The sequence below is a fragment of the Microcystis sp. genome (assembly GCF_048564745.1).
In the GTDB taxonomy this organism is placed as follows: Bacteria; Cyanobacteriota; Cyanobacteriia; order Cyanobacteriales; family Microcystaceae; genus Microcystis; species Microcystis ichthyoblabe_A.
In genome coordinates this window covers 1-21,300 of record NZ_JBLZRT010000127.1, presented here as the reverse complement: position 1 = coordinate 21,300, position 21,300 = coordinate 1, and the positions used below count along the sequence as shown (strand labels likewise).

Genomic DNA, 21,300 nt, shown 5'->3' with positions numbered 1-21,300 from the left:
TCCAGCTACATCAAATGTTCCAAAAAAATATAGAAGAGCTAATGCAAATTAGCCGCTATCGGTTGAAGGATTACATCAAAGGACAAAGAGCGATATCGCTTGCCCTATCTACCTTCTAGCTCGCTTGTCCCCCTCTCAGCTAAAAACCCTAAAAAGCACAGAAAAACCCATCATTTCATACTGCGAAATTATACCATAATCGCTGGAAGTATTGCAACCTCGTAAACAAATGAGAATTATTTTCAATAAATTCTTAAGAAAAGGTAAATATTGCGAAATGTAAATTCAAATATTCTCAACTATTAAAGCTTGTTTGATATAAAAAACTTATAAAAAGTTGTAATTTTTACTGACTGATTACTGATGACTGACTGAGGGAAACTTTAAACAGGAGTGACAACTGCTGTTAAAGCGGCAGTAACCGCGTCCATCGGTTGATTACCGTCGATATGGTTAAGAGTCCCCTTTTGACCGTAATAATCTAAAACGGGGGCAGTTTGGTCGATATAAACCTGTAGGCGACGGGCGATGGTTTCTTTGGTATCATCTTGACGACCGCGTTGCATGAGACGCTCAATTAAGACCGTATCTGGTACAGCCAAATTAACCACAAATGTGTAACTATCGGCCAATTCTTCCAGTAATGCGTCTAAAAAGCTCGCCTGTGCCACCGTGCGGGGAAAACCATCAAGAATCCAACCCTTAGCACTGTCAGGCTGTTTTAAACGTTCCTGAATTAAACCTAATAACAACTCATCGGGGACTAATTCGCCCTTTTCCACATAAGCTTGTGCTTGCTGACCAAGTTCTGTCTTCTCTGTAATTGCTTGACGTAAAATTTCACCGGTAGAAATATGGGGAATCGTCAGAGATTCCGCTAATTTTGCCGCTTGAGTACCTTTTCCCGATCCGGGCGGTCCCAAAAATATCACACCGATCCGTTTGCTCATGGATTAAATATAGGGTTTTAAGGGAAAAAATAACCAGTAACCGCTAAAAGGTCACTGGCTGACTATCTAACTACTGTTTAATCATGCCCTCATAGCGTTGAGAGATGACATAGGTTTGAATTTGTTTCGCCGTATCGATCGCCACCCCCACCAGAATTAACAGGGAAGTTGCCCCCAAACCGCGAAAAGTGGTGACACCAGTAGCGCTTTCTACTACAGTCGGCACAGTAGCCACCAAACTTAAAAAGAGAGCGCCCAAAAGGGTGAGACGATTCAGCACCCCTTCCAGATAATTAGTAGTAGCGGTCCCCGGTCGAATCCCCGGAATACTGGTCCCCATTTTTTTCAGGTTTTGGGACATATCCTTGGGGTTAACGATCAGGGAAGCGTAGAAGAAACTAAAACCGAGAATCAGTAAGCTATAAAAAGCCACATAACCCCAACTATCGGGACGCAGAGCATTAACCAACTGAACTAAAACCTGACCGACCGGGTTATCCGTGGGTAAAGCTTGCACCAATTGGAAAGGTAAGACCAACACTGCCGAGGCGAAAATAATCGGCATCACGCCCCCTTGATTGAGTCGTAGGGGTAGATAACTGGTTCTTTCCCGATAGAGACGACGACCCACCTGACGACGGGCAGAAACAATCGGAATCCGACGGGTTCCTTCCTGAACAAAAACAATGCCGATAATCATCACCAAGAAAACCAGCAAGAGAATCACCACTTGAGCGATCGCTTGTCGGCCACCCTGTTGAGCAAAAGTAATCGTATCACCGAGGGTTTTCGGTAAAACAGCGACAATGTTGACAAAAATCAGCAAAGATGCTCCATTTCCCAGACCGCGTTCCGTAATCAGTTCCGAAATCCACATCACGAACATAGAACCGGCCACTAAAGCGAGAACCGTAGCGGCGATCGAGGGTAAAGTTCCAGCCACAACGCCGTTAGCCACCAATAAACCGAGAGTAATACCGATACTTTGAATAATTGACCAAGCAAAGGCAATATAACGGGTAATTTGGGCAATTTTTCGCCGTCCTGCCTCTCCTTCATTTTTCTGTAAATCTTCCAAAGAAGGAAGGGCCGCGGTGAGTAGTTGCACGATAATTGAGGCGTTGATATAGGGAAGAATGCCGAGGGCAAAAATCCCTAACGTCGATAATCCTCCCCCAGTAAACAGGTCAAGGATTCCCAAAGCGGCGTTACTTTGAATAATTTCTGCTAATCTTGCCCGATCCAAACCGGGGATCGGTACAAACATCCCAAAACGGAGCAGAACCAGTAAACCCAATGTAATCAACAAGCGACCGCGTAAACCAGCCGCTTGTGCCATTTGCATAAACGTTTCCTGTGCCGTGGGAGCCTTATCACGACTGACGACCATTAACAGTTACCTCTAGTGCAGTTTTTTTATGGGAAAAAGTAATCGAGGGGGAAAACTTTCTCGATTTTTTTAAGATTTCCCCTGTCTTTCTTATGATATAGCAATCCGGTCTTGGGGATTGGGTGTTAGGGTGTGGGGTGTAGGGTGTGGGCTTCGGCCGTGAGCTCAGCCGAACGGGTGTAGGGTGTGGGGAGAACAAAGCTGCCCTTTGACCTTTGCCTTTTGCCTTTTATCTCCTGTCTCCTGTCTCCGTTAAATTTCTTCCCAAGTACCTTGAGCGGCGGTAATTTTCTCTTTAGCACTATTGCTAAAAGCGGCGGCCTTCACCTTGAGGGGAACGGTAATTTCACCATCACCCAAAACTTTTAAAGGGCCGTCGTTGCTGGTGAGAATTTTAGCTTTTAGCAGACTTTCCAGGGTAACTTCCGTATTAGCGGGTAAAGAAGCCAATTTTCTCAGATTAACAATCGTGTATTGACGGGGGTTAACCAAAGGAAAATGCTTTAATTTGGGTACCCGACGATAGAGGGGCATTTGTCCCCCCTCAAAACCGGGGCGAGTCCCTGTCCCAGAGCGAGATTTTTGTCCGCGCATTCCCAGACCGCAACTAGCGCCCTGGCCGGCCGAGACACCCCGTCCCACACGACGACGGCGTTTAGTGGACCCTGGTTGGGGGGCGATTTCGTGGAGTTTCATGGTGATCTCTCTATGTGTACAAATGTTCTATAGATACGCCTCGATCCTTAGCCACTTCCGAGAAAGTGCGGAGAGTTTCCAGGGCGTTAACGGCGGCTCTAGCGTTATTGAGGGGGTTATCGCTACCGAGTTGTTTAGCGAGGATATTTTTTACCCCGGCTAATTCTAAAACGGTACGGACAGCACCCCCGGCAATAACCCCAGTCCCCGGGGCAGCCGGACGCATAAGCACCTGAGCGCCACCGGAAGCCCCCCGGGTGAGGTGAGTGATGGAACTAGCTTTAGTTAAGGAAACTTCAATTAGTTGTTTTTTGCCATCGGCCACGCCTTTACGGACGGCCCCGATCACATCCCCTGCTTTGCCGACTCCCACTCCCACCTGGCCGTTTTCATTGCCGACCACGACGATGGCCCGGAAGCTGAGTTTTTTACCACCCTTAACCACTTTACTAACCCGGCGGATCTGGATGACCCGCTCTTGCCAAGTGGTTTCTTTTTCTTTTTCGCGGTTGCCTTTGCGACGTTTTGCCATAGTTTTATCAGTGTTGAAAGGATATTTTAGAAGTTTAAGCCGGCTGACCGAGCCGCTTCTGCTAAGGCTTTGACGCGACCGTGATAGAGATTGCCACCGCGATCAAAAACCACTTGTTCAATGCCTTTGTCTCGGGCCCGTTGGGCTACCAGTTTACCCACGGCAGCCGAGGCTTCTTGGGTAGCGGTGGATTCCAATTCCCCGCGCAAGCTGGCCTCTAGGGTAGAAGCGGCCGCGAGGGTATGTTGGGCTACGTCGTCGATAATTTGGGCGTAGATGTGGTTATTAGAACGAAATACGGATAAACGGGGCCGTTCAGCAGTGCCACTAAGTTTGCGACGCACACGCTGGTGACGACGACGGACTGATTCTTTGCGACTAAGTTTCATGGTTTATTTTTTACCTCCTTTACCGCCTTTACCGCCAGCTTTACCAACTTTGCGACGGACGACTTCACCAAGATAGCGAATCCCTTTTCCTTTATAAGGTTCGGGGGGACGAACTTCGCGGATTTTAGCGGCAATGTTACCGACCGCTTCTTTGTCGATGCCACTGACGATAACTTGGGTGTTGTTTTCTACTGCTACGGAAACACCATCGGGCATCTCCATCTCCACGGGTTTACTGTAACCAACATTAAGAACTAATTTACTACCCTGCGCCTGGGCGCGGTAGCCCACCCCTTGGATATCGAGGCGTTTTTGAAAGCCGGTAGCGACTCCTTCCACCATGTTGGCTACTAGAGTTCTACAGAGTCCGTGGCGTTCTCTGGCGGTACGGGAATCGTCTTGACGGGTAACGAGCAGGGTTTCGCCATCTTTGTCGATGGCGACGGCGGTGGGTAGGGTTCTCTGGAGAGTTCCTTTGGGTCCTTTCACCGTCACGGTAGCACCATCGATATCGACGGTGACTTTATTGGGAATAGGAATCGGGCGTTTGCCAATACGAGACATAACAGTTATCAGTTATCAGTTATCAGTTATCAGGGAAGAGTTATCAGTGGGTCAGCTATCAGGTTTAAACTGGGAAAGGCTGACGGCTGATAGCTTATCCTTGTTTACCAGATGTAGCAAAGGACTTCGCCGCCAACGTTTTGTTTACGGGCCTCGCGATCGGTCATAATGCCTTTAGAGGTGGAAACAATGGCGATGCCAATGCCACCGAGGACGCGCGGTAAGTCTTTACTATTGGAATAAACTCGCAGGCCCGGTTTACTGACTCTGGTGAGGGTAGTAATGATCGGTTGACGGTTTTTGCCTTTATATTTGAGGGAAAGAACTAATTGAGATTTAATCCCCTCACCCACTTCCTCAAAGTCAGCAATAAAGCCTTCGTCCTTGAGAACTTGAGCAATACTGCGCGTCATCCGCGTGGTGGGAATTTGAGTAGTGGTCTGCCGAACCGCGCAAGCGTTACGGATGCGGGTCAGCATATCCGAGATGGTATCGTTAGCAGACATGAATTACCTGTTTTTCTCCTAAATTGGGATCAACATCAGTGGTCAGTTATCAGTTATCAGTTATCAGTTATCAGATTTGAGTATTAAGTGAGTAGTATTAAATAGCAGGTTCCTGCCGTCTTTTCACTCAATCACTGTTGACTGTTGACTGTTCACTGTTCACTTATTTACCGGTCACTGTTTACTTTTCTCTTGATTGATTTATCTAAAGGGCATTCCCATCTCTTTGAGGAGGGCGCGTCCTTCTTCGTCGTTTTTAGCGGTGGTGATGATTGAGATGTCCATCCCGCGAATTTGATCGATTTTGTCGTATTCAATTTCAGGGAAGATCAACTGTTCACGAATGCCTAAACTGTAGTTACCACGACCATCAAAACTGTTACCACTGATACCGCGAAAGTCGCGAATGCGTGGTAAGGCGAGATTAATCAGACGGTCTAAAAAAGCGTACATTCGATCGCCGCGCAATGTCACCATGACACCCACGGGCATTCCTTCGCGAATTTTGAAGCCAGCGATCGCTTTTTTGGCTCTAGTCACTACTGGTTGTTGTCCGGTGATGGTGGACAGTTCTTCCTTGGAAGACTCCAAAGCTTTGGCGTTTTGTGAAGCTTCCCCAAGACCGCGGTTAACAGTAATTTTGATAACTTTAGGTACTTGGTGGATATTGGTATAACCAAATTGTTCTTTCAGTTTCGGAACAATGGTTTCTTGATAGGTGGTTTTTAGTCTTTGGCTCATAGTTTTTCTGCTTGCTTTTCCTGGGCTTGGTCAGGAACTAGAATTGATGGGAAACTAATCGATAATTTCGCCAGTTTTCTTCAGTATCCGCACTTTCCGACCGTCTTCGGTAAAGGTATAACCCACCCGACTGGCGATTTTTTTCTTCTCGGAATAAAGCATCACTTTGGAACTGTGAATCGGTGCTTCGTAGGTAACGATTTGACCCGATTCTCCTTCCTGTTGGGGTTTAGTATGTTTGGTGCGGATATTAACTCCCTTGACCACCACGGTACTTTCTTGGGGTAGAGCGCGTAAAATTTCGCCCACCTTGCCCTTATCGGAACCGGCGATTACTTGAACGACATCCCCTTTTTTAACGTGCATTTTTTGCCTTTGGGGCGGGGTTTGAATGTTTTTCTTACTCATTTTTTTTGACCTCAAAGTGTGAAAAGTTTTAGACTAGCCATCAGCCAATTGCCTTGGTACTTTTCACTTTGATCAGAGAACTTCTGGGGCTAAGGAAACAATTTTGGTGTAGTTTTTATCGCGCAATTCCCGAGCGACCGGACCAAAAACCCGCGTACCTTTGGGATTACCGTCATTATTAATAATCACGGCGGCGTTATCATCAAAACGGATGCTCATGCCACTATCGCGACGGACGGTTTGACGGGTCCGTACAATCACCGCAGTGACCACATCGGATTTTTTCACGGGCATATTGGGGATAGCGTCCTTAACCACGGCGATAATTTTGTCACCGATGCCACCGTAGGTACAGTTACCTGTTCCCAGCACCCGCAGACACATTAGTTTCCGCGCCCCGCTATTATCAGCGACATTTAAGTAGGTTTGTTGTTGAATCACGGTTTTTACCTAGGTGAAATTTAATTATCGGTTAATATTTCCGCCACTTGCCAACGTTTGGTTTTACTGAGGGGGCGGGTTTCACGAATACGAACTCGATCGCCTTGTTTGGCTTGATTTTCTGGGTCGTGAGCCTTAAATTTCTGGGTTTTCACGACGATTTTGCCGTATTTAGGGTGAGGAGAGCGGTTTTCAATGGCTACCACTACGGTTTTATCCATTTTGTCGCTGACTACTACCCCAACTCTTTCTTTAACTGCCATAGCGGGTTATGCCTCCGGGGTGGACTGGGCTAGTTGGCGCTCCCGTTCTACGGTCAATAATTGGCCGAGACGGTGGCGGGTGTGTTTGAATTCGTGGGTTTTTTCCAAGCGGCGGGTGGCCTGTTGCAAACGCAATTCAAACAGTTTCTTTTTGGCATCGAGGATAGCGTCGGCGATGTCGTCATCGCTCATCTTCCTCACTTCGGCGATTTTCGGTAGAGCCATTAGACAAAATCCTCCTCGCGAGTGATAAATTTGGTCTTAATCGGTAATTTTTGGGCGGCTAGACGCATTGCTTCCCGGGCTACCGGTTCGGCTACCCCGGCAATTTCAAACATAATGAACCCCGGTTTAACCACGGCCACCCAGAATTCGGGGGAACCTTTCCCGGAACCCATCCGGGTTTCTGCAGCCCGTTGGGTGACGGGTTTATCGGGAAAAACGCGAATCCAGATTTTGCCACCCCGACGAATATAACGAGTCATTGCCCGTCTGGCGGCTTCGATTTGACGGGAAGTAATCCAACAGGGTTCGGTGGCTTGCAGGGCGAAATCGCCGAAATTAATCGTATTTCCGCCGGTGGCCAGCCCGCGCATCCGTCCGCGCTGTTGTTTGCGGAATTTTGTTCTTTTGGGACTTAACATGAGCTATTTACCACTGATAAATATTAGGGATCAGCCTTCGCTAGAGCGATCTTCAAACTGTTGACGGCGACGCTGTTGACGGCGCGGTGCTTGAGCGGGAACGGCGGCGGCAATTTCTTCTTGGCCAGGGATAATTTCGCCCTTAAAGATCCAAACTTTCACGCCTAGAATCCCGTAGATGGTGCTGGCGGTTTTATAGGAGTAATCGATATCAGCCCGCAGGGTATGGAGGGGAACTCGTCCTTCCCGCACCCATTCAGTCCGAGCGATTTCTGCCCCGTTGAGACGACCGCTAACTTGAATTTTGATCCCTTTGACTTCGGCCCTTTGCGCCCGTTGGATGGCCTGGCGGACCACACGACGGAAGGAAACCCGTCTTTCTAGTTGTTGGGCGATGTATTCGGCGATCAGGTTGGCATCGGCATCAACGCGAGCCACTTCGATGACGTTAATGCGAATTTGACGCTGGCCACCGAGGGCTTTTTGCAAACCTAGGCGCAGCTGTTCGATTCCCGTGCCACCACGACCGACGACGACCCCGGGGCGGGCAGTGTGGATGGAAATATCTACTTGATCGGCCTTGCGTTCGATGCGAATATCGGCGATACCGGCATTAGCGAGGTTTTTTTCGACGTAATCACGAATGCGGCGATCTTCTTGCACTAATTCGGGGTAACGTTTCGCGTCGGCATACCAGCAAGATTTATGATCTTTGATAACGCCGAGACGAAAACCGAGGGGATGGATTTTTTGTCCCATTGTGGTTTTTTTAGTTAAGGTGATTAGTCTTTGTTGCTAGGAGCGACGGCGACGGTGATATGACAGGTGGGTTTGCGAATTTGGTAGGCGCGGCCTTGGGCCCGGGGTCGAAAACGTTTTAGGGTCGGTCCGCCATCGGCAAAGGCTTGGCTAACTACCAAAGTGGCGGGATCGAGTCCTTCGTTATTTTCGGCGTTGGCAACGGCGGAACGCAGGACTTTCAGGATCGGATCACAGGCCCGGTAGGGCATAAATTCGAGAATAATTAGGGCTTCCCGATAGGAGCGACCGCGAATCTGATCGAGTACCCGTCTGACTTTCAGGGGTGACATCCGAATATAGCGGGCGATCGCTTTGACTTCGTTAGAGGTATCGATGGTCATTTCAGTTATCAGTTATCAGTTATCAGTTATCAGTCATCAGTCTTGGTGATTTATGGTCACGACTCTTCGGCCTTGCTCAGAGGCCACTATCTAGCTGACGACTGAGGGAGTAGCGGCTGATTTATTTCCGTCCTGCTTTTTTGTCGCTCTTGGCGTGGCCGCGGAAGGTGCGGGTGGGAGCGAATTCACCGAGTTTATGACCGACCATCTGCTCGGAAACATAGACGGGAACGTGCTGTTTGCCGTTGTGAACGGCGATCGTGTGACCGACCATATCGGGAATGATTGTCGAGGCCCGGGACCAAGTTTTAATCACTTGTTTACTGCCCTGGGCGTTGAGTTTTTCGATTTTTTCCATCAGGTGGCCGGCGACAAACGGCCCCTTTTTCAGTGAACGACCCATAATTTTCAGTCAAAAGTAAAGTAATAATTTCTAACCCTGGTTACGACGGCGCACGATCAGATCGCTACTGCGTTTTTTCTTGTTGCGAGTTTTGCGACCGAGGGCGGGTTTACCCCAGGGAGTCATTGGGCCGGAACGTCCGATGGGAGCGCGACCCTCTCCACCTCCATGCGGGTGATCCACTGGGTTCATGACGCTACCCCGAACATGAGGCCGTTGACCGCGGTGACGGGTACGGCCGGCTTTACCGAGACTGATGTTTCTCGCTTCGGCGTTACCGACTTTTCCGATGGTGGCGTAGCATTCACGCCGGATCATGCGTACTTCCTTGGAGGGGAGGCGGATGGTAACGTAATCGCCTTCTTTGGCTACCACTTGGGCGAAACCGCCGGCAGCCCGCACCATTTGACCACCGCGACCGGGGACGAGTTCGATGTTATGAACTTCTGTCCCTAGGGGGATGCGACTTAAGGGTAGGGCATTACCGACCTCGAAGGGAGCGTTTTCTCCGGCGATGACCGTATCACCAACGCCTAAACCGGCGGGGGCGATGATGTAGCGTTTTTCCCCGTCTTTGTAGAAAAGCAGGGCAATGCGGGCGTTACGGTTAGGATCGTACTCGATCGCCGCTACTGTGGCGGGAATATCCCGTTTATCGCGACGAAAATCGATAATCCGGTAGAGGCGTTTATGGCCGCCGCCCCGGTGACGACTGGTAACGACACCGCGATTATTACGCCCTTGTTTGCTGTGTTTGCGATGAGTTAGGGACTTTTCCGGTTCGGTTTTGGTGATCTCTTTAAAGTCGGAGATGGCCGCCTGCCTTGTCCCGGGGGTTAAGGGTCTAAAAGAACGAATACCCATAGTTTAGTTTTCCGTTATCGGGTTTCTTGGTGGTTATACGTCGGGATAGAGGGCGATCGAGTCGCCTTCCGCTAGGGTCACGATGGCGCGTTTGTATTGGGGTTTGTAACCGAGGAAACGGCCGACGCGTTTTTTCTGACGAGAGGGGCGGCTGGTGTTCACTTTCGTTACTTTCACGTCAAACAACAATTCGATCGCCGCTTGAATTTCCGGCTTGGTCGCTTTCAAGGCGACATCGAAGACGTACTTATTTTGTTCTAGGAGCAGGGTGGCTTTCTCGGTGACGATCGGCTTTAGGATCAGATCGGCGAGTTGCCTGGCTTCAGTTTTAAGCACCATAGACCTCCTCAATTTTGGCTAGGGCTGCGGCGGTGGCGATAACTCGATCGGCTAGGATGACATCATAGACGTTGAGACTATCGGCGCGAATAATTTTGAGATTGCAGATATTACGTCCCGATAAATAGACATTTTCGGGAATTTCCGTCAGAATCAGCAGAATTTTTTCCTCTGGACTGGCTCCCCAGCGACTTAAGGCAGCGGTGAGTTCTTTGGTTTTGGGTTGGGAGAATTGTTCGGCGAAGCTTTCAACCACGATAAAGTTATCGGCCTGGCTGATCAAAGCGGTTCTCAGGGCTAATCTTTTCTCTTTGCGATTGACCTTAACCTCAAAATCTCTCGGTTTTGGTCCGAAGATGACACCGCCACCACGCCAGAGGGGAGAACGGATCGAACCGGCCCGGGCGCGACCGGTGCCTTTTTGCCGCCAGGGTTTGCGACCACCGCCGCGCACTTCCGAGCGGGTTTTGCTGGAGGCGTTACCTTGGCGGGCCGCCGCTAGATGGCTGACGACGACGCGGTGAATTAGGTGTTTGGCGGTTTCGGGTTTAGCGGTTTTCAGTTCCAGGGTGCCTGTTCCCGCTTCTTCCCCTTGCCAATTTTTGACTGTGTAGTTAACCATGGCTTTAATCTTTCCTTGCCCTATTTACCAAATTTCTTGGCGGGGGTGATGTTTAACAGGGTTCCTGGTTTGCCCGGGACGGCTCCTTTGATCAGGATCAGGTTGCGTTCGCTATCGATTTTGACCACGGACAATTTGCGGATGGTCACTTGGGTTGCTCCGTATTGTCCGGCCATTCTCTTACCCGGGAAAACCCGGCCGGGGGTAGTACCGGCACCGGTGGAACCGGGGAGACGGTGGTTTTTGGAACCGTGGGTCATGTTACCGCGCTTGAAGTTATGGCGTTTTTGATAGCCGGAGAAACCCCGTCCGATGGTGGTTCCAGCCACATCGACTAAATCGCCTTCCTGGAAGATAGCGGCGGTAATTTCTTGGCCTAAAGTGTAGGCGGATGCGTCCTCGAGGCGGTATTCGATTAAATGCCGCAGGGGGGAGACACCGGCTTTGGCTAAATGACCGAGTAGCGGTTTGTTGAGGGCTTTTTCTTTGACGGTTTTGTATCCCACTTGGATGGATTCATAACCGTCGGTTTTTTTAGTTTTGACTTGGGTGACGGGACAGGGACCGGCTTGAACGACGGTGACGGGAATGGCGACTCCCGTTTTGTTGTCGAAGATTTGGGTCATGCCCAGTTTTGTACCGAGGATACCGATAGACACGGATTGTTCTCTTTATCTTTACTAGACGACAATCAAAAATAACGTGGCCGTGGCTATAGGAGCGAGAAAAATCTTTCCCGCTTTATCAGCCTGCCCAACTTGAATAACTTTTTTCGAGTTATTTAAGCTGGCATCCCGTTAAATTCGTAAGTAGGACTAGACAGGGTTGCTGGTTCTGCCTAGATTGTTGCTGGTCTTTGTTTCTTGGGGACTTAAAGGGTTTATCTTCAGTATCCCGGCGAAGACCGAGCGGCCAAGGCGGTTCTGCTCGGTAGTGCCTTTAGCACCACCTAACACCGATTTTGGCCACAATCAAACATTATATAATATTTGTGACTTTTTAGGCAAGAGGTTTTTTAGTCACCGGCAATGATCCTATCTAGTCCGGCTGAAGGAAGGGGTGACAATGAGGTTAAAGTCTAGGCTGGGTGCAGGGTCTAGGCTGTGGGGTTCTGGGAAAATCTCCTCGCTGTCACCCTTCAAATTGATTAACTTAATTCTCCCTGCTTGTCACCCCTTCAGGTTTCTGGTGCTTTTTTAGCCAAAAAGTTCGCAAAACTATTTTATAGCAAGGCTTAAACTGATATTCAGCAGATCGCGATTATAGTAGTTATCTTAATGGTGAGGTAGAAAGTTTTTGTTTTGGGGGAACCGGTCGTCGATATCAAATTAGGTTACACTGCTTGATGGGAATTGCTTTCAATGGGGGGGGATGACAGCAGGGTACTATCATCCCTTGTTTGGAGGTTAAATCGCTTCGAGATCTTTTTCTCCGGTACGGATGCGGACGATCTGTTCCACGGGGGAGATGAAGATTTTACCGTCTCCGATTTCACCGGTACGGGCTGCCGAAATCAGCTTATCGACGACCATATCGACTTGCTTATCTTCGACGACGATCTCGATCTTGAGTTTTTGGAGAAATTCGACGGTGTACTCGGAACCGCGATAACGTTCCGATTGACCTTTCTGACGACCGAAACCTCTAACTTCGGAGACAGTCATGCCGACAATGCCCGCGTTAACTAGGGCGATTTTCACCTCTTCCAGTTTAAAGGGTCGGATAATCGCTTCTACTTTCTTCAAAATATCTATCTCCTCGTTGCGTGACGATACCTTCTTGGTGAATTAACTGTTAATTCTAAACGCAGAATCCCGACAATAGCGCTTAAAGTCATGATTTCTTCAATTATTGGCCTTGGCCACAGTCTTCACCGTGAAAAATTTCTGGGTGGGAATTGGCCCACCCGCAGCCATAAATAAACCAACTAGAGAGATAATCCTAACTGAAGACCAAAAACACCGTGAACTAGCAGTAAAATTAGGGCAATACTGCCGATATAGGCGTGAATAGTCCGGAAAAGTTCTTTTTTACCGCCAGCGAAGCCAGTGAGGGACAATAATCCATTAAAAGCTAATAAACCGATCGCGATCGATCCTGTCCAGAAATGGCTGCTTTCGAGGATGGGATGTTTCTGCATGACTAGGGATAAAATACCACCGGTGTAACCGAGAGCGATAAATAAAAACAGCCAGGGGGCGAGTTTGCGGTGATCAGTCCGATTTTTGGCCACTACTTCCCCATCTTGGCTTAAACGGCTTTGCCAACCAGCATAGGCAGTATAACTACCCATAACTAAAACCACGATCCCCATCATAACTGGATGTCCCCAATGAACGATCGGTTCGGGAGTTCCGAGACTGCGAAAGGCAGCGGCGATCGGCTCTAGCGCATCACTTAAACTTTGATTCATGTTTGTTACCTAACTTTACAAAACCCTTTTGCCTAAGATTTTAGCCGATCTCCGACCTGGAAAAACTGCGGTTAGCCGAAAAAATGTCAAGCCTTCGCTAAATTTCTTAACATTTCAGCTAGACATAAGCGGAGAAATATAGAATAAAGGCAGGGGAAACCAGGGATCCCCACGGGGATTAACCCCTAGGAGGGCATTATGACTTATCTGCTTAAAGATCGGCGATCAGCAGGGAGACTATTAGCTAGTTACTTGACAGAATATACCAATAGTGCTAGGGCGCTAGTGTTGGCTTTGCCCCGGGGTGGGGTTCCGATCGCCTTTGAAATTGCCCAAAGGTTACATTTACCGCTAGATCTGTGTTTGGTGCGAAAATTAGGTGTACCGGAGCGAAAAGAGTTAGCTTTTGGGGCGATCGGTCAGAATGGTGTGCGGGTAATCAATGAAAGTATCGTTGACGACTTGCACCTATCGGAGGCGATGATGGAAAGGGTAGCAAAGGAAGAAATGATCGAATTAGAGCGACGTGATCGCTTATATCGAGGTGAACGCCCATTTCCAGTCTTGAAGGGGAAAACGATTATTCTAGTAGATGATGGGATCGCTACGGGAGCAACGATTAAAGCGGCGATTCTGACCCTTAAGGCTGAAAATCCCGCTGCTATTATTGTTACCGTTCCTGTTGCCCCGCCGGAAGTCTGTGATCAATTAGAAAAATTAGTCGATCGAGTAATTTGCCTACATAAACCCTACGAATTGAGATCGATTTCTCTTTGGTACGAGGACTTTTCCCAAACCAGCGATGAGGAGGTGCAAACACTTTTAGCCAGCGTCGATAGTTCTTTGATTCCAGTTTAGGGAGATGGGGAGTGGGGAAGTGGGGAGAAGGGTGTAGGAAGACCACTTCGTGTGCCTTGCGGGGGGAGAATAAATAACAGCAATCTCCTGAATTCAGAAGTCAAAATTGAGACTTCAGAGTTCTAACTTTTGACTTCTAAGGCATCGGTATCAACGGTATTAGTTGGGGAAGAGACTTCAGTTTGATTATTTACTCTCCCTGGACGGCGATTGCGATAATCAAGAACTAATCGCGATAATTCCGTGGTTAAAAGGGTGAGGACAATCCCATCATCGATCCAACCAATAATCGGGAAAACGTCAGGAGAAATATCGAGGGGACTAAAAAGATAAACCATAGTTCCCAGAATGATAATCCAACGATATTTAGGGTGAGTGATTTTGCTGCTGTACCAGTTGTAAAAAGATTCAACAATCGGTTTCATTAATTTGTCCTCGTTGACGGCGATAATTTAATTTTGTCAGGTTCTACTTGGGGGTGATAGTGCGGTTTTACACCCATTATGTAGGGTTATCCCCGCTAATTATCCACTAAAAAAGCCCAGAAGAAAATTCACCTTTAGGGATGAGCTTTAAGTATTATTACTGGATGCTTAAGAGGGGAGATAGTGGCATCTTTTCCCGTCCAGGCGTTGGTTAGCTCGCCAGTCAAGCATCTACTGGCCGCTGGAAAAATCGTAACGTATTCGTTCACGGGTTTCCATCAATAGCTGACCGAGCATATTCAATCCAGTTCCATCTCCACCATCACCCCAGTATCTATCATTTTTTGTCTGCTCAATCAGCTTTAGATCACCTGTTGAAAGTATCTTTTCAGTCAAGTCAGGATGTTGTGTAAATTTGGCATATAGAGCCTCTCGCATGACATCATCTTTGATGATTTCCCAATCTCGACGCAGTGGTCTGCGACGATCCCGTCCCATCTCGGCCGCTTCTCGTGCTGTTTTGGCTTGTCGAATTTCTTCTTCATGAGGAGTATTAACAAACTTCTGAGCCTGAAAGTAATGTTCTGAGGTAGGCCATATTCTATCTTTTAGATGGATTGGGTATGGTGCGAAATTTGAGAAAAACCCGTAAGGCTGATTTAAATGGTAAAACTTAATAGGCTCACTCCGAGCGTCGCTTGCATAGTCGATAGCATACTTCGCTAGAGTCGTTTGGATAAGTGTATTAATTTCCCGAGGAAGTGTTGCAATACCTCCGCCAATTGCATAACCAGGTATTGAGCTTTGATTTTGCCATCCCAAAATATCCCATCCCTGATCAAGCAGAAACTTTATATATTCCAAGTCAGATTCAACCACTTGTTGGTGAGTACGTCCGCCATAATCGCTGTAAGTCATCGTAGTAATGGGAGCAATTTGCAAACGCCTTTGTAATGTGGAGTATTTACCTCCCATCAGAGACTCCATCGCTTCCATGACCGCTGCTTGATTGGCTCCTGATGTATTAGTATTCCAATGACCGGATTCATAGGTCTGGTGAATTGTGACAGTTTGAGCATAGTTAGCCGAGTAGGTGATAGCAACACCAGGGGATCCTATACTGATCAGCTTTTGTGCTTCAGCAATAATAGCGAGAGCTTGATCAAATGCGGAAAGATTGTTTCCGCTTTCGTCTTTGTAAGGCAAGTAAAAATTGAATAGACTTCCCATGATAAGCACTTTGATTGAACTGACAAACCATCAAATAGAGATGAATGCCGATTATGGCGGTCTTCATGTTTATAAACTAAAGGATGCGGGAAACTGGTAATTATTGGGACCACGAATGTATGGAAACGTATCAATCAGGCGAAAGTTCAACCATAGGTTTTTAAGCCTCACAAGAAGATATAGTGAGTGGCTAAGATAAGCTGTAAACAATGGAACAGTCAAACTAGAGGCCGCGAGAGGTGAAAGTCTAACCCACGGGTCTGAATGGGAGGGGATGAAGGCGACATTCCCGACCCGTAATAGATGAAGTATAACTTAATTTGGTATCGAGGACTGACTCCCCAAAAGGAAAACTTCCTATCTGACTATTAAGATAACTGCAATAACCGGGTATTCTAGGAAAGTGATCGGATTTCAGCCTTGAATCTATGGAAACCCTCTTTCATCTAGTTACTTTTGCCTTTGTCTTTGCTTTTGGTGCCTCGGTGGGCAGTTTTTTAAACGTGGTCATCTATAGATTACCTAAGGGGATATCTCTAGTTTCTCCCCCTTCCCACTGTCCGAAATGTCACCACAGGTTGGGTAAAAGCGAGAATATACCCGTTTTCGGCTGGTTATGGCTAGGGGGTCGCTGTCGCTGGTGTAGAACCCCGATTTCTGTCCGTTATCCAGCGATCGAAACTTTTACCGGTTTGTTATTTTGTCTGGTTTTAGGAGATTTTAGCTTTTCTTGGCAGACCCTCGGCTATTGGATTCTCCTCAGTTGGTTATTAGCTTTAGCTTTGATTGATTTTGACACGATGACGCTTCCTAACTCCCTCACCCAATCGGGATTAGTTTTAGGGATAGTTTTTCAGACTCTTTTAGGTTGGCAAAATAATCAAAGTGTTATCTATCTCTTTTCAGCGATCGCTAGTGCGGTTTTAGGAGTCTGGTTATTTGATCTGATCCGATGGGGGGGAAGTTTTGCCCTCGGACAGCAGGCCATGGGGGGAGGAGATGCGAAATTAGCGGCCATGATCGGTGCTTGGTTAGGATGGCAAGCATTATTAGTCACCGGTTTTCTGGCCTGCGCTATTGGGGCGGCGATCGGTATGACGGGCATTTTTCTTGGTAAAATGGGGAAAAAACAAGCTATACCCTTCGGTCCATTTCTTGCCCTCGGCGCTCTGATGAGTGTCTTTTGGAGTGATAAGATCATCTCAGCCTATCAAACCATTTTTTTCCCTTTGTTGTAAAAAAGCTATCTTGTAATTAAATCTTGATACAATAATCTTCCGTGTCTTGGATCACCATTAGAACAACCCCGAGCCGTTGGTAAGCCGATTGGCTACAGGAAATGCTCAAAGCTCACGACATCCCCAGTCGCGTTATCGCTATTGGCCTTGGTATTTATTGCGGCCAGGAGCATCAGGCCGCCCTACAAGTGGGTCCCCAAGATCGCTGGACAGCACTTTTGTTATTAAGTCCTCTAGAGGAAAGTCGATAAATTGTCTTTATTTTAAACTATGTCTCTATTTGATTGGTTTGCAAATCGCCAAAAAACAGAACCCAAGGTTCAACAACAACAGGAACGAGAAATAGCCGATGGTTTATGGACAAAATGCCCAAATTGCGGCGTTTTGGCCTATACGAAGGATTTATTAGCTAATCAACTGGTTTGTCTCGATTGCGGTCATCATAATCGGGTGGAAAGTGAAGAAAGAATTCGCCAGTTAGTGGATGCTAATACTTGGAATTCCCTCGATGAACAGATTCGACCGACGGATCCGCTCAAATTTCGCGATCGGAAAAGTTATAGCGATCGCCTGCGGGAAACCCAAGAAAAAACTGGAATGACGGATGCTGTCCGGACGGGAACGGGGACAATCGACGGTTTACCCTTCGCTTTAGGGGTGATGGACTTCCGTTTTATGGGGGGTAGCATGGGATCGGTGGTGGGAGAAAAACTCTGTCGTTTGACGGAACGCGCTACCGATGAAAGTTTACCCCTGGTGATTATCTGCGCTTCCGGCGGGGCGAGAATGCAGGAAGGAATGTTAAGTTTAATGCAGATGGCCAAGATTTCTGGCGCTCTTAACCGGCATCGGGAGGCAAAATTACTCTATATTCCCGTCTTGACTAATCCCACCACGGGGGGAGTCACGGCCAGTTTTGCCATGTTGGGAGATATTATTATTGCTGAACCGAAGGCTACTATCGGTTTTGCCGGTAAACGGGTAATTGAACAGACTTTGCGCGAGAAATTGCCAGAAGGTTTCCAAACATCGGAATACTTGTTAAAACATGGGTTTGTCGATGCGATCGTTCCCCGTCCCCATCTCAAGAAAACCCTGGCCCAATTAATCAGTTTACATCAGCCCTTTTTCCCCTTGTTATCCCCCCTCAACAGCCATCATCACTACAGTCAACCGGAGTTAATCCCCCTGAAAACAGCCCAGGGACAAAAAACAGTTTAATCTTTGTAAGACGGCACTGGAGTTGAAAGTCTGAGCATTTGTACTAAATTCACCCGATAGGCAGTTTAAATGTAGTACAGCTTACTTAACTGGGTTGACAGCGATCGCAAAGTCCAAAAAATTCGAGAGTATGGTAATAAACCTTGAATTGGTGGGATTTTTCGAGTTTTTCTTCCAATTCGTGAACGGGACACTCATTAAAGACGATAGACCGACCGCAATGAATACAGGTAAGATGGTGTTGATCCTGCTGAACGGAACTGTAGAGGGATTCTCCTGTGGCTAGGGTTCTCACCTGCACCGCACCCTGTAGCTTTAGGGATTCTAGGGCGCGGTAAACAGTGGCTAACCCCATATTTTGGTCACGCTGACGGAGTTCCACAAACAATTCCTGAGCGGATACTGCCCGATTTAAGGTTTTGAGTAAGTGGATAATGCGCTCTTGCGATCGGGTGCGTTGGGATTTCATATCAAAAAGGTCAGCGATCAAATTTAATTCTATGCCAAAAAATTATCAGTGCTTTATTTATGTTACCCTGCGTCCCTCGGTTCTCGATCCGGCGGGTACGGCGGTAGAGTCGGGATTAAAGCAATTGGGTTATGATACTGTAGCCGGGGTGCGAATTGGTAAATATATTGAGCTTACCGTGACAGCAGCGGATGAAATCAGCGCTCGATCGCAATTGGATCAAATGTGCGATCAACTATTGGCTAATCCTGTGATTGAAAATTATCGCTTTGATTTGCATTGTCAGGAGATAGGGGATAGGGGATAGGGGATAGGGATTGGGGAAATTCAACTAAATCCAACACCCTAACACCCATCTGATGAGAGCTTTCTGCACAATGAATTAACCAAGTTAAAAATTATGAAGTTTGGGATTATTGTTTTCCCCGGATCGAATTGCGATCGAGATGTGGCAACGGTGACGGAGGGGATTTTTCGGCAACCTACCCGCTATGTTTGGCATCAAGAGACGGATCTAGGGGATTTGGATGTGATCGTGGTGCCGGGGGGATTTAGTTACGGCGATTATTTGCGCTGTGGTGCGATCGCTCGGTTTTCACCGGCGATGAAAACTGTCCGAGAAGAAGCCGAAAAAGGTAAATTAGTTTTAGGCATCTGTAACGGTTTTCAGGTATTAACGGAAATCGGACTGCTACCCGGTGCGTTAATTCGTAATCGCGATTTACATTTTATCTGCGATCGAGTGCCAGTAAAAGTGGAAAATAATCAATCTGTCTGGACGCGAGGTTATCAACCGCAACAGGTGCTTAATTTGCCGATTGCTCACGGGGAAGGGCGTTATTATGCCGCAGAAGATACGTTAAAATCTCTGGAGGATAACGGTCAAATTCTCTTTCGTTACTGTACTTCCACAGGAGAGGTAAATGAGTCAGGAAATCCCAACGGTTCGTTAAATAATATTGCAGGAATTACCAATAAAGCAGGAAATGTGCTAGGAATGATGCCTCATCCCGAACGGGCTGCCGATCCGCTGCTCAATTTGACCGATGGTAGTTTGTTATTTCGGGAGATAACAGGTAATTGTGCTGTCCTGATGTGAGGAATGATGATCATGAGTCGCCAAAAAGCTCTAGACTACAATTTTGGCAATAATTGGTCGTAGGACTGGATCATTCTTTCGTAAGTAAAGCGAGTGGCATTGATAAAACCTTTTTGCCTCAAATCTTCCAGGCGATCGGGAGCGAGAAGATTTGAAGCAATAATAGTAGCGGCAGCCTCGTGTTCGGTGGGATCGAAATACACCGCCGCATCGTCAGCGATAACAGTCATGGGGAGACGATTGGAGGTAAAGACGGGACAACCACAGGATTGAGCTTCAATAACGGGAACACCGAATCCTTCCTGAAAGGAGGGAAAAATTAAAGCAGTTGCTAGGCAATAAAAGGCGCGTAAGTCATCATCAGAGACGGTTCCTAATTCGATTACTTGTGCGGACAAGTTATTCTGATTAACAAATTCTCGCATATCCGGCAGCAAAGGTTTTCCCATCAGGATCAATCGGCAATTTTCCAGACCGGGGAAAGTGATTAACCTCTTGAATATTTTCAGCAATCCCAATCGATTTTTATACCATTGGCCGCCTCCGACATGAATTAACCAGGGATAATCACGGTTGATATTAAATTTGCCCACCAGAGCTACTGCTGCTTCTTTTGTCATCGGACCGTATCCCTGATTCAAGCAATCCTCAATTACTTCCGTTTGTTCGGGAGCAATTTTAGTTAAACGGAGAACATCGGCACGAGTAGCTTCGGAAGAACAGACAACATATTTAGCCTGTTTTAGTCCTCGCAAAATCATAGCCTGATACTGTTTTCCCGTCCAACTGGTGGGATTTTCAGGAATTTCTCCTAGGGCGGAACGAATGGCCAGCATATCGTGACAGATGACAAAATATTTGCGATCTTTTAGATAGGGAGTTAAATAGGATAAAGCTTGATCACAAATGCAGACGATATCAGCCCAATCAAGCTGCTGACGTAACTGCACTGGGAAAATAATTAACTTATCGATGTACCCTAACCACTTGCCGATTCCCTGGGGAGAAGGCTTCAGTTGACCGAAAATAGGCGGTGCTTGCACTCGCCGAATTTCGTGTCCTTTTTGTCTGAGTCCTTTCTCCACTAAACCGACAAAACGATTGATACTGATCTGCCGATCATTGACGTAATTTCCTACTATTAAAACTTTCATGATTAGGCTCCAAAAAATCAATTTTTATGGCGGTAAAACTCTCAAACAGTCTCAAGTAAAATTCAGGGGTTAAGAATAATATTAGTCCCGCAAAATTTCCTCGTACCTTTGTCCCGCTCGCTCCCAGGTGTACTCCGATTCCACCATCGCCCGGGCATTATAGACCTCTTGCATAAATCCGAAAACAAACGATAGAAACAATAATGGGAGGGACTTTCAGTTAATTATTTATTAGTAGTTGATAATCTTCAAAAATGTTGCTGTACAAGGATCGACTTAAGACTTTTGCAAGAGGTCTT

Annotated in this window: 32 protein-coding genes; 6 read left to right on the top strand and 26 right to left on the bottom strand. The window is 47.3% G+C overall.

Going from position 1 to position 21,300, the window contains the following annotated elements; translation table 11 throughout:
* Nucleotides 1-383 precede the first annotated feature (383 nt).
* The 22 genes from ACOCD9_RS14425 to ACOCD9_RS14320 all read right to left on the bottom strand — a co-directional run bounded on the left by ACOCD9_RS14425 (nucleotide 384) and on the right by ACOCD9_RS14320 (nucleotide 13,307).
* Nucleotides 384-950, bottom strand: a complete 567-nt coding sequence (locus tag ACOCD9_RS14425; RefSeq protein ID WP_002753892.1) for an adenylate kinase — start codon at nucleotides 948-950, stop codon at nucleotides 384-386.
* 70 nt (nucleotides 951-1,020) lie between these two features.
* Nucleotides 1,021-2,340 carry a preprotein translocase subunit SecY gene (gene secY, locus ACOCD9_RS14420; protein WP_002753894.1) on the bottom strand — a complete coding sequence of 440 codons (1,320 nt, stop codon included), beginning with the start codon at nucleotides 2,338-2,340 and terminating at the stop codon, nucleotides 1,021-1,023.
* Between the two features lie 252 nt (nucleotides 2,341-2,592).
* A complete protein-coding gene (rplO, locus tag ACOCD9_RS14415; RefSeq protein WP_002780095.1) occupies nucleotides 2,593-3,036 on the bottom strand; it encodes a 50S ribosomal protein L15 in 444 nt (147 codons plus the stop codon).
* Nucleotides 3,037-3,046: 10 nt separating this feature from the next.
* Complete coding sequence (gene rpsE, locus ACOCD9_RS14410; RefSeq protein WP_052275669.1) at nucleotides 3,047-3,568, bottom strand: 30S ribosomal protein S5; 522 nt, start codon at nucleotides 3,566-3,568, stop codon at nucleotides 3,047-3,049.
* Nucleotides 3,569-3,594: 26 nt separating this feature from the next.
* On the bottom strand, nucleotides 3,595-3,957 hold the full coding sequence (gene rplR / locus ACOCD9_RS14405) for a 50S ribosomal protein L18 (protein ID WP_419547836.1): 363 nt from the start codon (nucleotides 3,955-3,957) through the stop codon (nucleotides 3,595-3,597).
* A gap of 3 nt (nucleotides 3,958-3,960) precedes the next feature.
* Nucleotides 3,961-4,521: a 50S ribosomal protein L6 gene (gene rplF, locus ACOCD9_RS14400; protein WP_287703495.1), complete on the bottom strand. Its 561-nt coding sequence runs from the start codon at nucleotides 4,519-4,521 to the stop codon at nucleotides 3,961-3,963.
* 104 nt (nucleotides 4,522-4,625) lie between these two features.
* Nucleotides 4,626-5,027 carry a 30S ribosomal protein S8 gene (gene rpsH, locus ACOCD9_RS14395; protein WP_002734721.1) on the bottom strand — a complete coding sequence of 134 codons (402 nt, stop codon included), beginning with the start codon at nucleotides 5,025-5,027 and terminating at the stop codon, nucleotides 4,626-4,628.
* 201 nt (nucleotides 5,028-5,228) lie between these two features.
* Nucleotides 5,229-5,768 (bottom strand): 50S ribosomal protein L5, encoded by a 540-nt coding sequence (rplE, locus tag ACOCD9_RS14390; protein ID WP_002780091.1) that lies wholly within the window; start codon nucleotides 5,766-5,768, stop codon nucleotides 5,229-5,231.
* 54 nt (nucleotides 5,769-5,822) lie between these two features.
* On the bottom strand, nucleotides 5,823-6,176 hold the full coding sequence (gene rplX, locus ACOCD9_RS14385; protein ID WP_002733835.1) for a 50S ribosomal protein L24: 354 nt from the start codon (nucleotides 6,174-6,176) through the stop codon (nucleotides 5,823-5,825).
* Between the two features lie 72 nt (nucleotides 6,177-6,248).
* Nucleotides 6,249-6,617 carry a 50S ribosomal protein L14 gene (rplN, locus tag ACOCD9_RS14380; protein WP_002732358.1) on the bottom strand — a complete coding sequence of 123 codons (369 nt, stop codon included), beginning with the start codon at nucleotides 6,615-6,617 and terminating at the stop codon, nucleotides 6,249-6,251.
* Nucleotides 6,618-6,637: 20 nt separating this feature from the next.
* Entirely contained in the window at nucleotides 6,638-6,880 is a 243-nt protein-coding gene (gene rpsQ / locus ACOCD9_RS14375) for a 30S ribosomal protein S17 (protein WP_046660592.1), read from the bottom strand.
* A 6-nt stretch (nucleotides 6,881-6,886) separates the two neighbouring features.
* On the bottom strand, nucleotides 6,887-7,105 hold the full coding sequence (gene rpmC, locus ACOCD9_RS14370; RefSeq protein ID WP_002746608.1) for a 50S ribosomal protein L29: 219 nt from the start codon (nucleotides 7,103-7,105) through the stop codon (nucleotides 6,887-6,889).
* Nucleotides 7,105-7,524, bottom strand: coding sequence for a 50S ribosomal protein L16 (rplP, locus tag ACOCD9_RS14365; RefSeq protein ID WP_002734310.1), 420 nt, complete (start codon nucleotides 7,522-7,524; stop codon nucleotides 7,105-7,107). Before rplP ends, rpmC begins: the two co-directional genes overlap by 1 nt.
* Nucleotides 7,525-7,554: 30 nt before the next feature.
* Nucleotides 7,555-8,283 (bottom strand): 30S ribosomal protein S3, encoded by a 729-nt coding sequence (rpsC, locus tag ACOCD9_RS14360; RefSeq protein WP_185238747.1) that lies wholly within the window; start codon nucleotides 8,281-8,283, stop codon nucleotides 7,555-7,557.
* Between the two features lie 23 nt (nucleotides 8,284-8,306).
* On the bottom strand, nucleotides 8,307-8,666 hold the full coding sequence (gene rplV, locus ACOCD9_RS14355) for a 50S ribosomal protein L22 (protein ID WP_002746605.1): 360 nt from the start codon (nucleotides 8,664-8,666) through the stop codon (nucleotides 8,307-8,309).
* A 121-nt stretch (nucleotides 8,667-8,787) separates the two neighbouring features.
* Complete coding sequence (rpsS, locus tag ACOCD9_RS14350; protein WP_002753908.1) at nucleotides 8,788-9,069, bottom strand: 30S ribosomal protein S19; 282 nt, start codon at nucleotides 9,067-9,069, stop codon at nucleotides 8,788-8,790.
* A 30-nt stretch (nucleotides 9,070-9,099) separates the two neighbouring features.
* Nucleotides 9,100-9,933: a 50S ribosomal protein L2 gene (rplB, locus tag ACOCD9_RS14345; protein ID WP_002746601.1), complete on the bottom strand. Its 834-nt coding sequence runs from the start codon at nucleotides 9,931-9,933 to the stop codon at nucleotides 9,100-9,102.
* A 33-nt stretch (nucleotides 9,934-9,966) separates the two neighbouring features.
* A complete protein-coding gene (locus tag ACOCD9_RS14340; RefSeq protein ID WP_002746599.1) occupies nucleotides 9,967-10,272 on the bottom strand; it encodes a 50S ribosomal protein L23 in 306 nt (101 codons plus the stop codon).
* Nucleotides 10,262-10,894, bottom strand: a complete 633-nt coding sequence (gene rplD / locus ACOCD9_RS14335) for a 50S ribosomal protein L4 (protein ID WP_002732765.1) — start codon at nucleotides 10,892-10,894, stop codon at nucleotides 10,262-10,264. The genes ACOCD9_RS14340 and rplD overlap by 11 nt, the downstream gene beginning before the upstream one ends.
* 20 nt (nucleotides 10,895-10,914) lie before the next feature.
* Nucleotides 10,915-11,553 (bottom strand): 50S ribosomal protein L3, encoded by a 639-nt coding sequence (gene rplC, locus ACOCD9_RS14330; RefSeq protein ID WP_002734589.1) that lies wholly within the window; start codon nucleotides 11,551-11,553, stop codon nucleotides 10,915-10,917.
* Between the two features lie 747 nt (nucleotides 11,554-12,300).
* Nucleotides 12,301-12,639 (bottom strand): P-II family nitrogen regulator, encoded by a 339-nt coding sequence (locus ACOCD9_RS14325; RefSeq protein ID WP_002787863.1) that lies wholly within the window; start codon nucleotides 12,637-12,639, stop codon nucleotides 12,301-12,303.
* Between the two features lie 182 nt (nucleotides 12,640-12,821).
* Nucleotides 12,822-13,307: a DUF4079 domain-containing protein gene (locus tag ACOCD9_RS14320; RefSeq protein WP_419547835.1), complete on the bottom strand. Its 486-nt coding sequence runs from the start codon at nucleotides 13,305-13,307 to the stop codon at nucleotides 12,822-12,824.
* 198 nt (nucleotides 13,308-13,505) lie between these two features.
* Here ACOCD9_RS14320 and ACOCD9_RS14315 point away from each other — a divergent pair, with 198 nt between their 5' ends.
* Nucleotides 13,506-14,165 carry a phosphoribosyltransferase gene (locus ACOCD9_RS14315; protein ID WP_419547834.1) on the top strand — a complete coding sequence of 220 codons (660 nt, stop codon included), beginning with the start codon at nucleotides 13,506-13,508 and terminating at the stop codon, nucleotides 14,163-14,165.
* Nucleotides 14,166-14,287: 122 nt separating this feature from the next.
* Here the strand turns inward: ACOCD9_RS14315 and ACOCD9_RS14310 are convergent, their stop codons facing one another.
* Together ACOCD9_RS14310 and ACOCD9_RS14305 are read right to left on the bottom strand one after the other, a co-directional pair.
* Nucleotides 14,288-14,590: a YkvA family protein gene (locus ACOCD9_RS14310; protein WP_104397526.1), complete on the bottom strand. Its 303-nt coding sequence runs from the start codon at nucleotides 14,588-14,590 to the stop codon at nucleotides 14,288-14,290.
* 231 nt (nucleotides 14,591-14,821) lie between these two features.
* Nucleotides 14,822-15,820, bottom strand: coding sequence for an NADAR family protein (locus tag ACOCD9_RS14305; RefSeq protein ID WP_287703505.1), 999 nt, complete (start codon nucleotides 15,818-15,820; stop codon nucleotides 14,822-14,824).
* Nucleotides 15,821-16,248: 428 nt separating this feature from the next.
* Here ACOCD9_RS14305 and ACOCD9_RS14300 point away from each other — a divergent pair, with 428 nt between their 5' ends.
* The 3 genes from ACOCD9_RS14300 (at nucleotide 16,249) to accD (ending at nucleotide 18,279) form a co-directional block, all read left to right on the top strand.
* Nucleotides 16,249-17,058, top strand: coding sequence for a prepilin peptidase (locus ACOCD9_RS14300; protein ID WP_419547833.1), 810 nt, complete (start codon nucleotides 16,249-16,251; stop codon nucleotides 17,056-17,058).
* A gap of 101 nt (nucleotides 17,059-17,159) precedes the next feature.
* On the top strand, nucleotides 17,160-17,309 hold the full coding sequence (locus tag ACOCD9_RS14295; RefSeq protein WP_287703509.1) for a hypothetical protein: 150 nt from the start codon (nucleotides 17,160-17,162) through the stop codon (nucleotides 17,307-17,309).
* A 19-nt stretch (nucleotides 17,310-17,328) separates the two neighbouring features.
* The gene (gene accD / locus ACOCD9_RS14290; protein WP_287703511.1) at nucleotides 17,329-18,279 is read left to right on the top strand and encodes an acetyl-CoA carboxylase, carboxyltransferase subunit beta; all 951 of its coding nucleotides are present in this window, start codon (nucleotides 17,329-17,331) and stop codon (nucleotides 18,277-18,279) included.
* A gap of 85 nt (nucleotides 18,280-18,364) precedes the next feature.
* On the opposite strand, the gene ACOCD9_RS14285 is transcribed toward accD, so the two are convergent.
* On the bottom strand, nucleotides 18,365-18,748 hold the full coding sequence (locus ACOCD9_RS14285; RefSeq protein ID WP_002734059.1) for a Fur family transcriptional regulator: 384 nt from the start codon (nucleotides 18,746-18,748) through the stop codon (nucleotides 18,365-18,367).
* 31 nt (nucleotides 18,749-18,779) lie between these two features.
* On the opposite strand from ACOCD9_RS14285, the gene purS reads away from it, so the two are divergent.
* Nucleotides 18,780-19,055 carry a phosphoribosylformylglycinamidine synthase subunit PurS gene (gene purS / locus ACOCD9_RS14280; protein WP_287703514.1) on the top strand — a complete coding sequence of 92 codons (276 nt, stop codon included), beginning with the start codon at nucleotides 18,780-18,782 and terminating at the stop codon, nucleotides 19,053-19,055.
* A gap of 93 nt (nucleotides 19,056-19,148) precedes the next feature.
* Nucleotides 19,149-19,847, top strand: a complete 699-nt coding sequence (purQ, locus tag ACOCD9_RS14275; RefSeq protein ID WP_419547832.1) for a phosphoribosylformylglycinamidine synthase subunit PurQ — start codon at nucleotides 19,149-19,151, stop codon at nucleotides 19,845-19,847.
* A gap of 35 nt (nucleotides 19,848-19,882) precedes the next feature.
* Here purQ and ACOCD9_RS14270 read toward each other — a convergent pair whose 3' ends face one another.
* Entirely contained in the window at nucleotides 19,883-21,001 is a 1,119-nt protein-coding gene (locus ACOCD9_RS14270; protein ID WP_287703517.1) for a glycosyltransferase family 4 protein, read from the bottom strand.
* Between the last annotated feature and the right edge of the window lie 299 nt (nucleotides 21,002-21,300).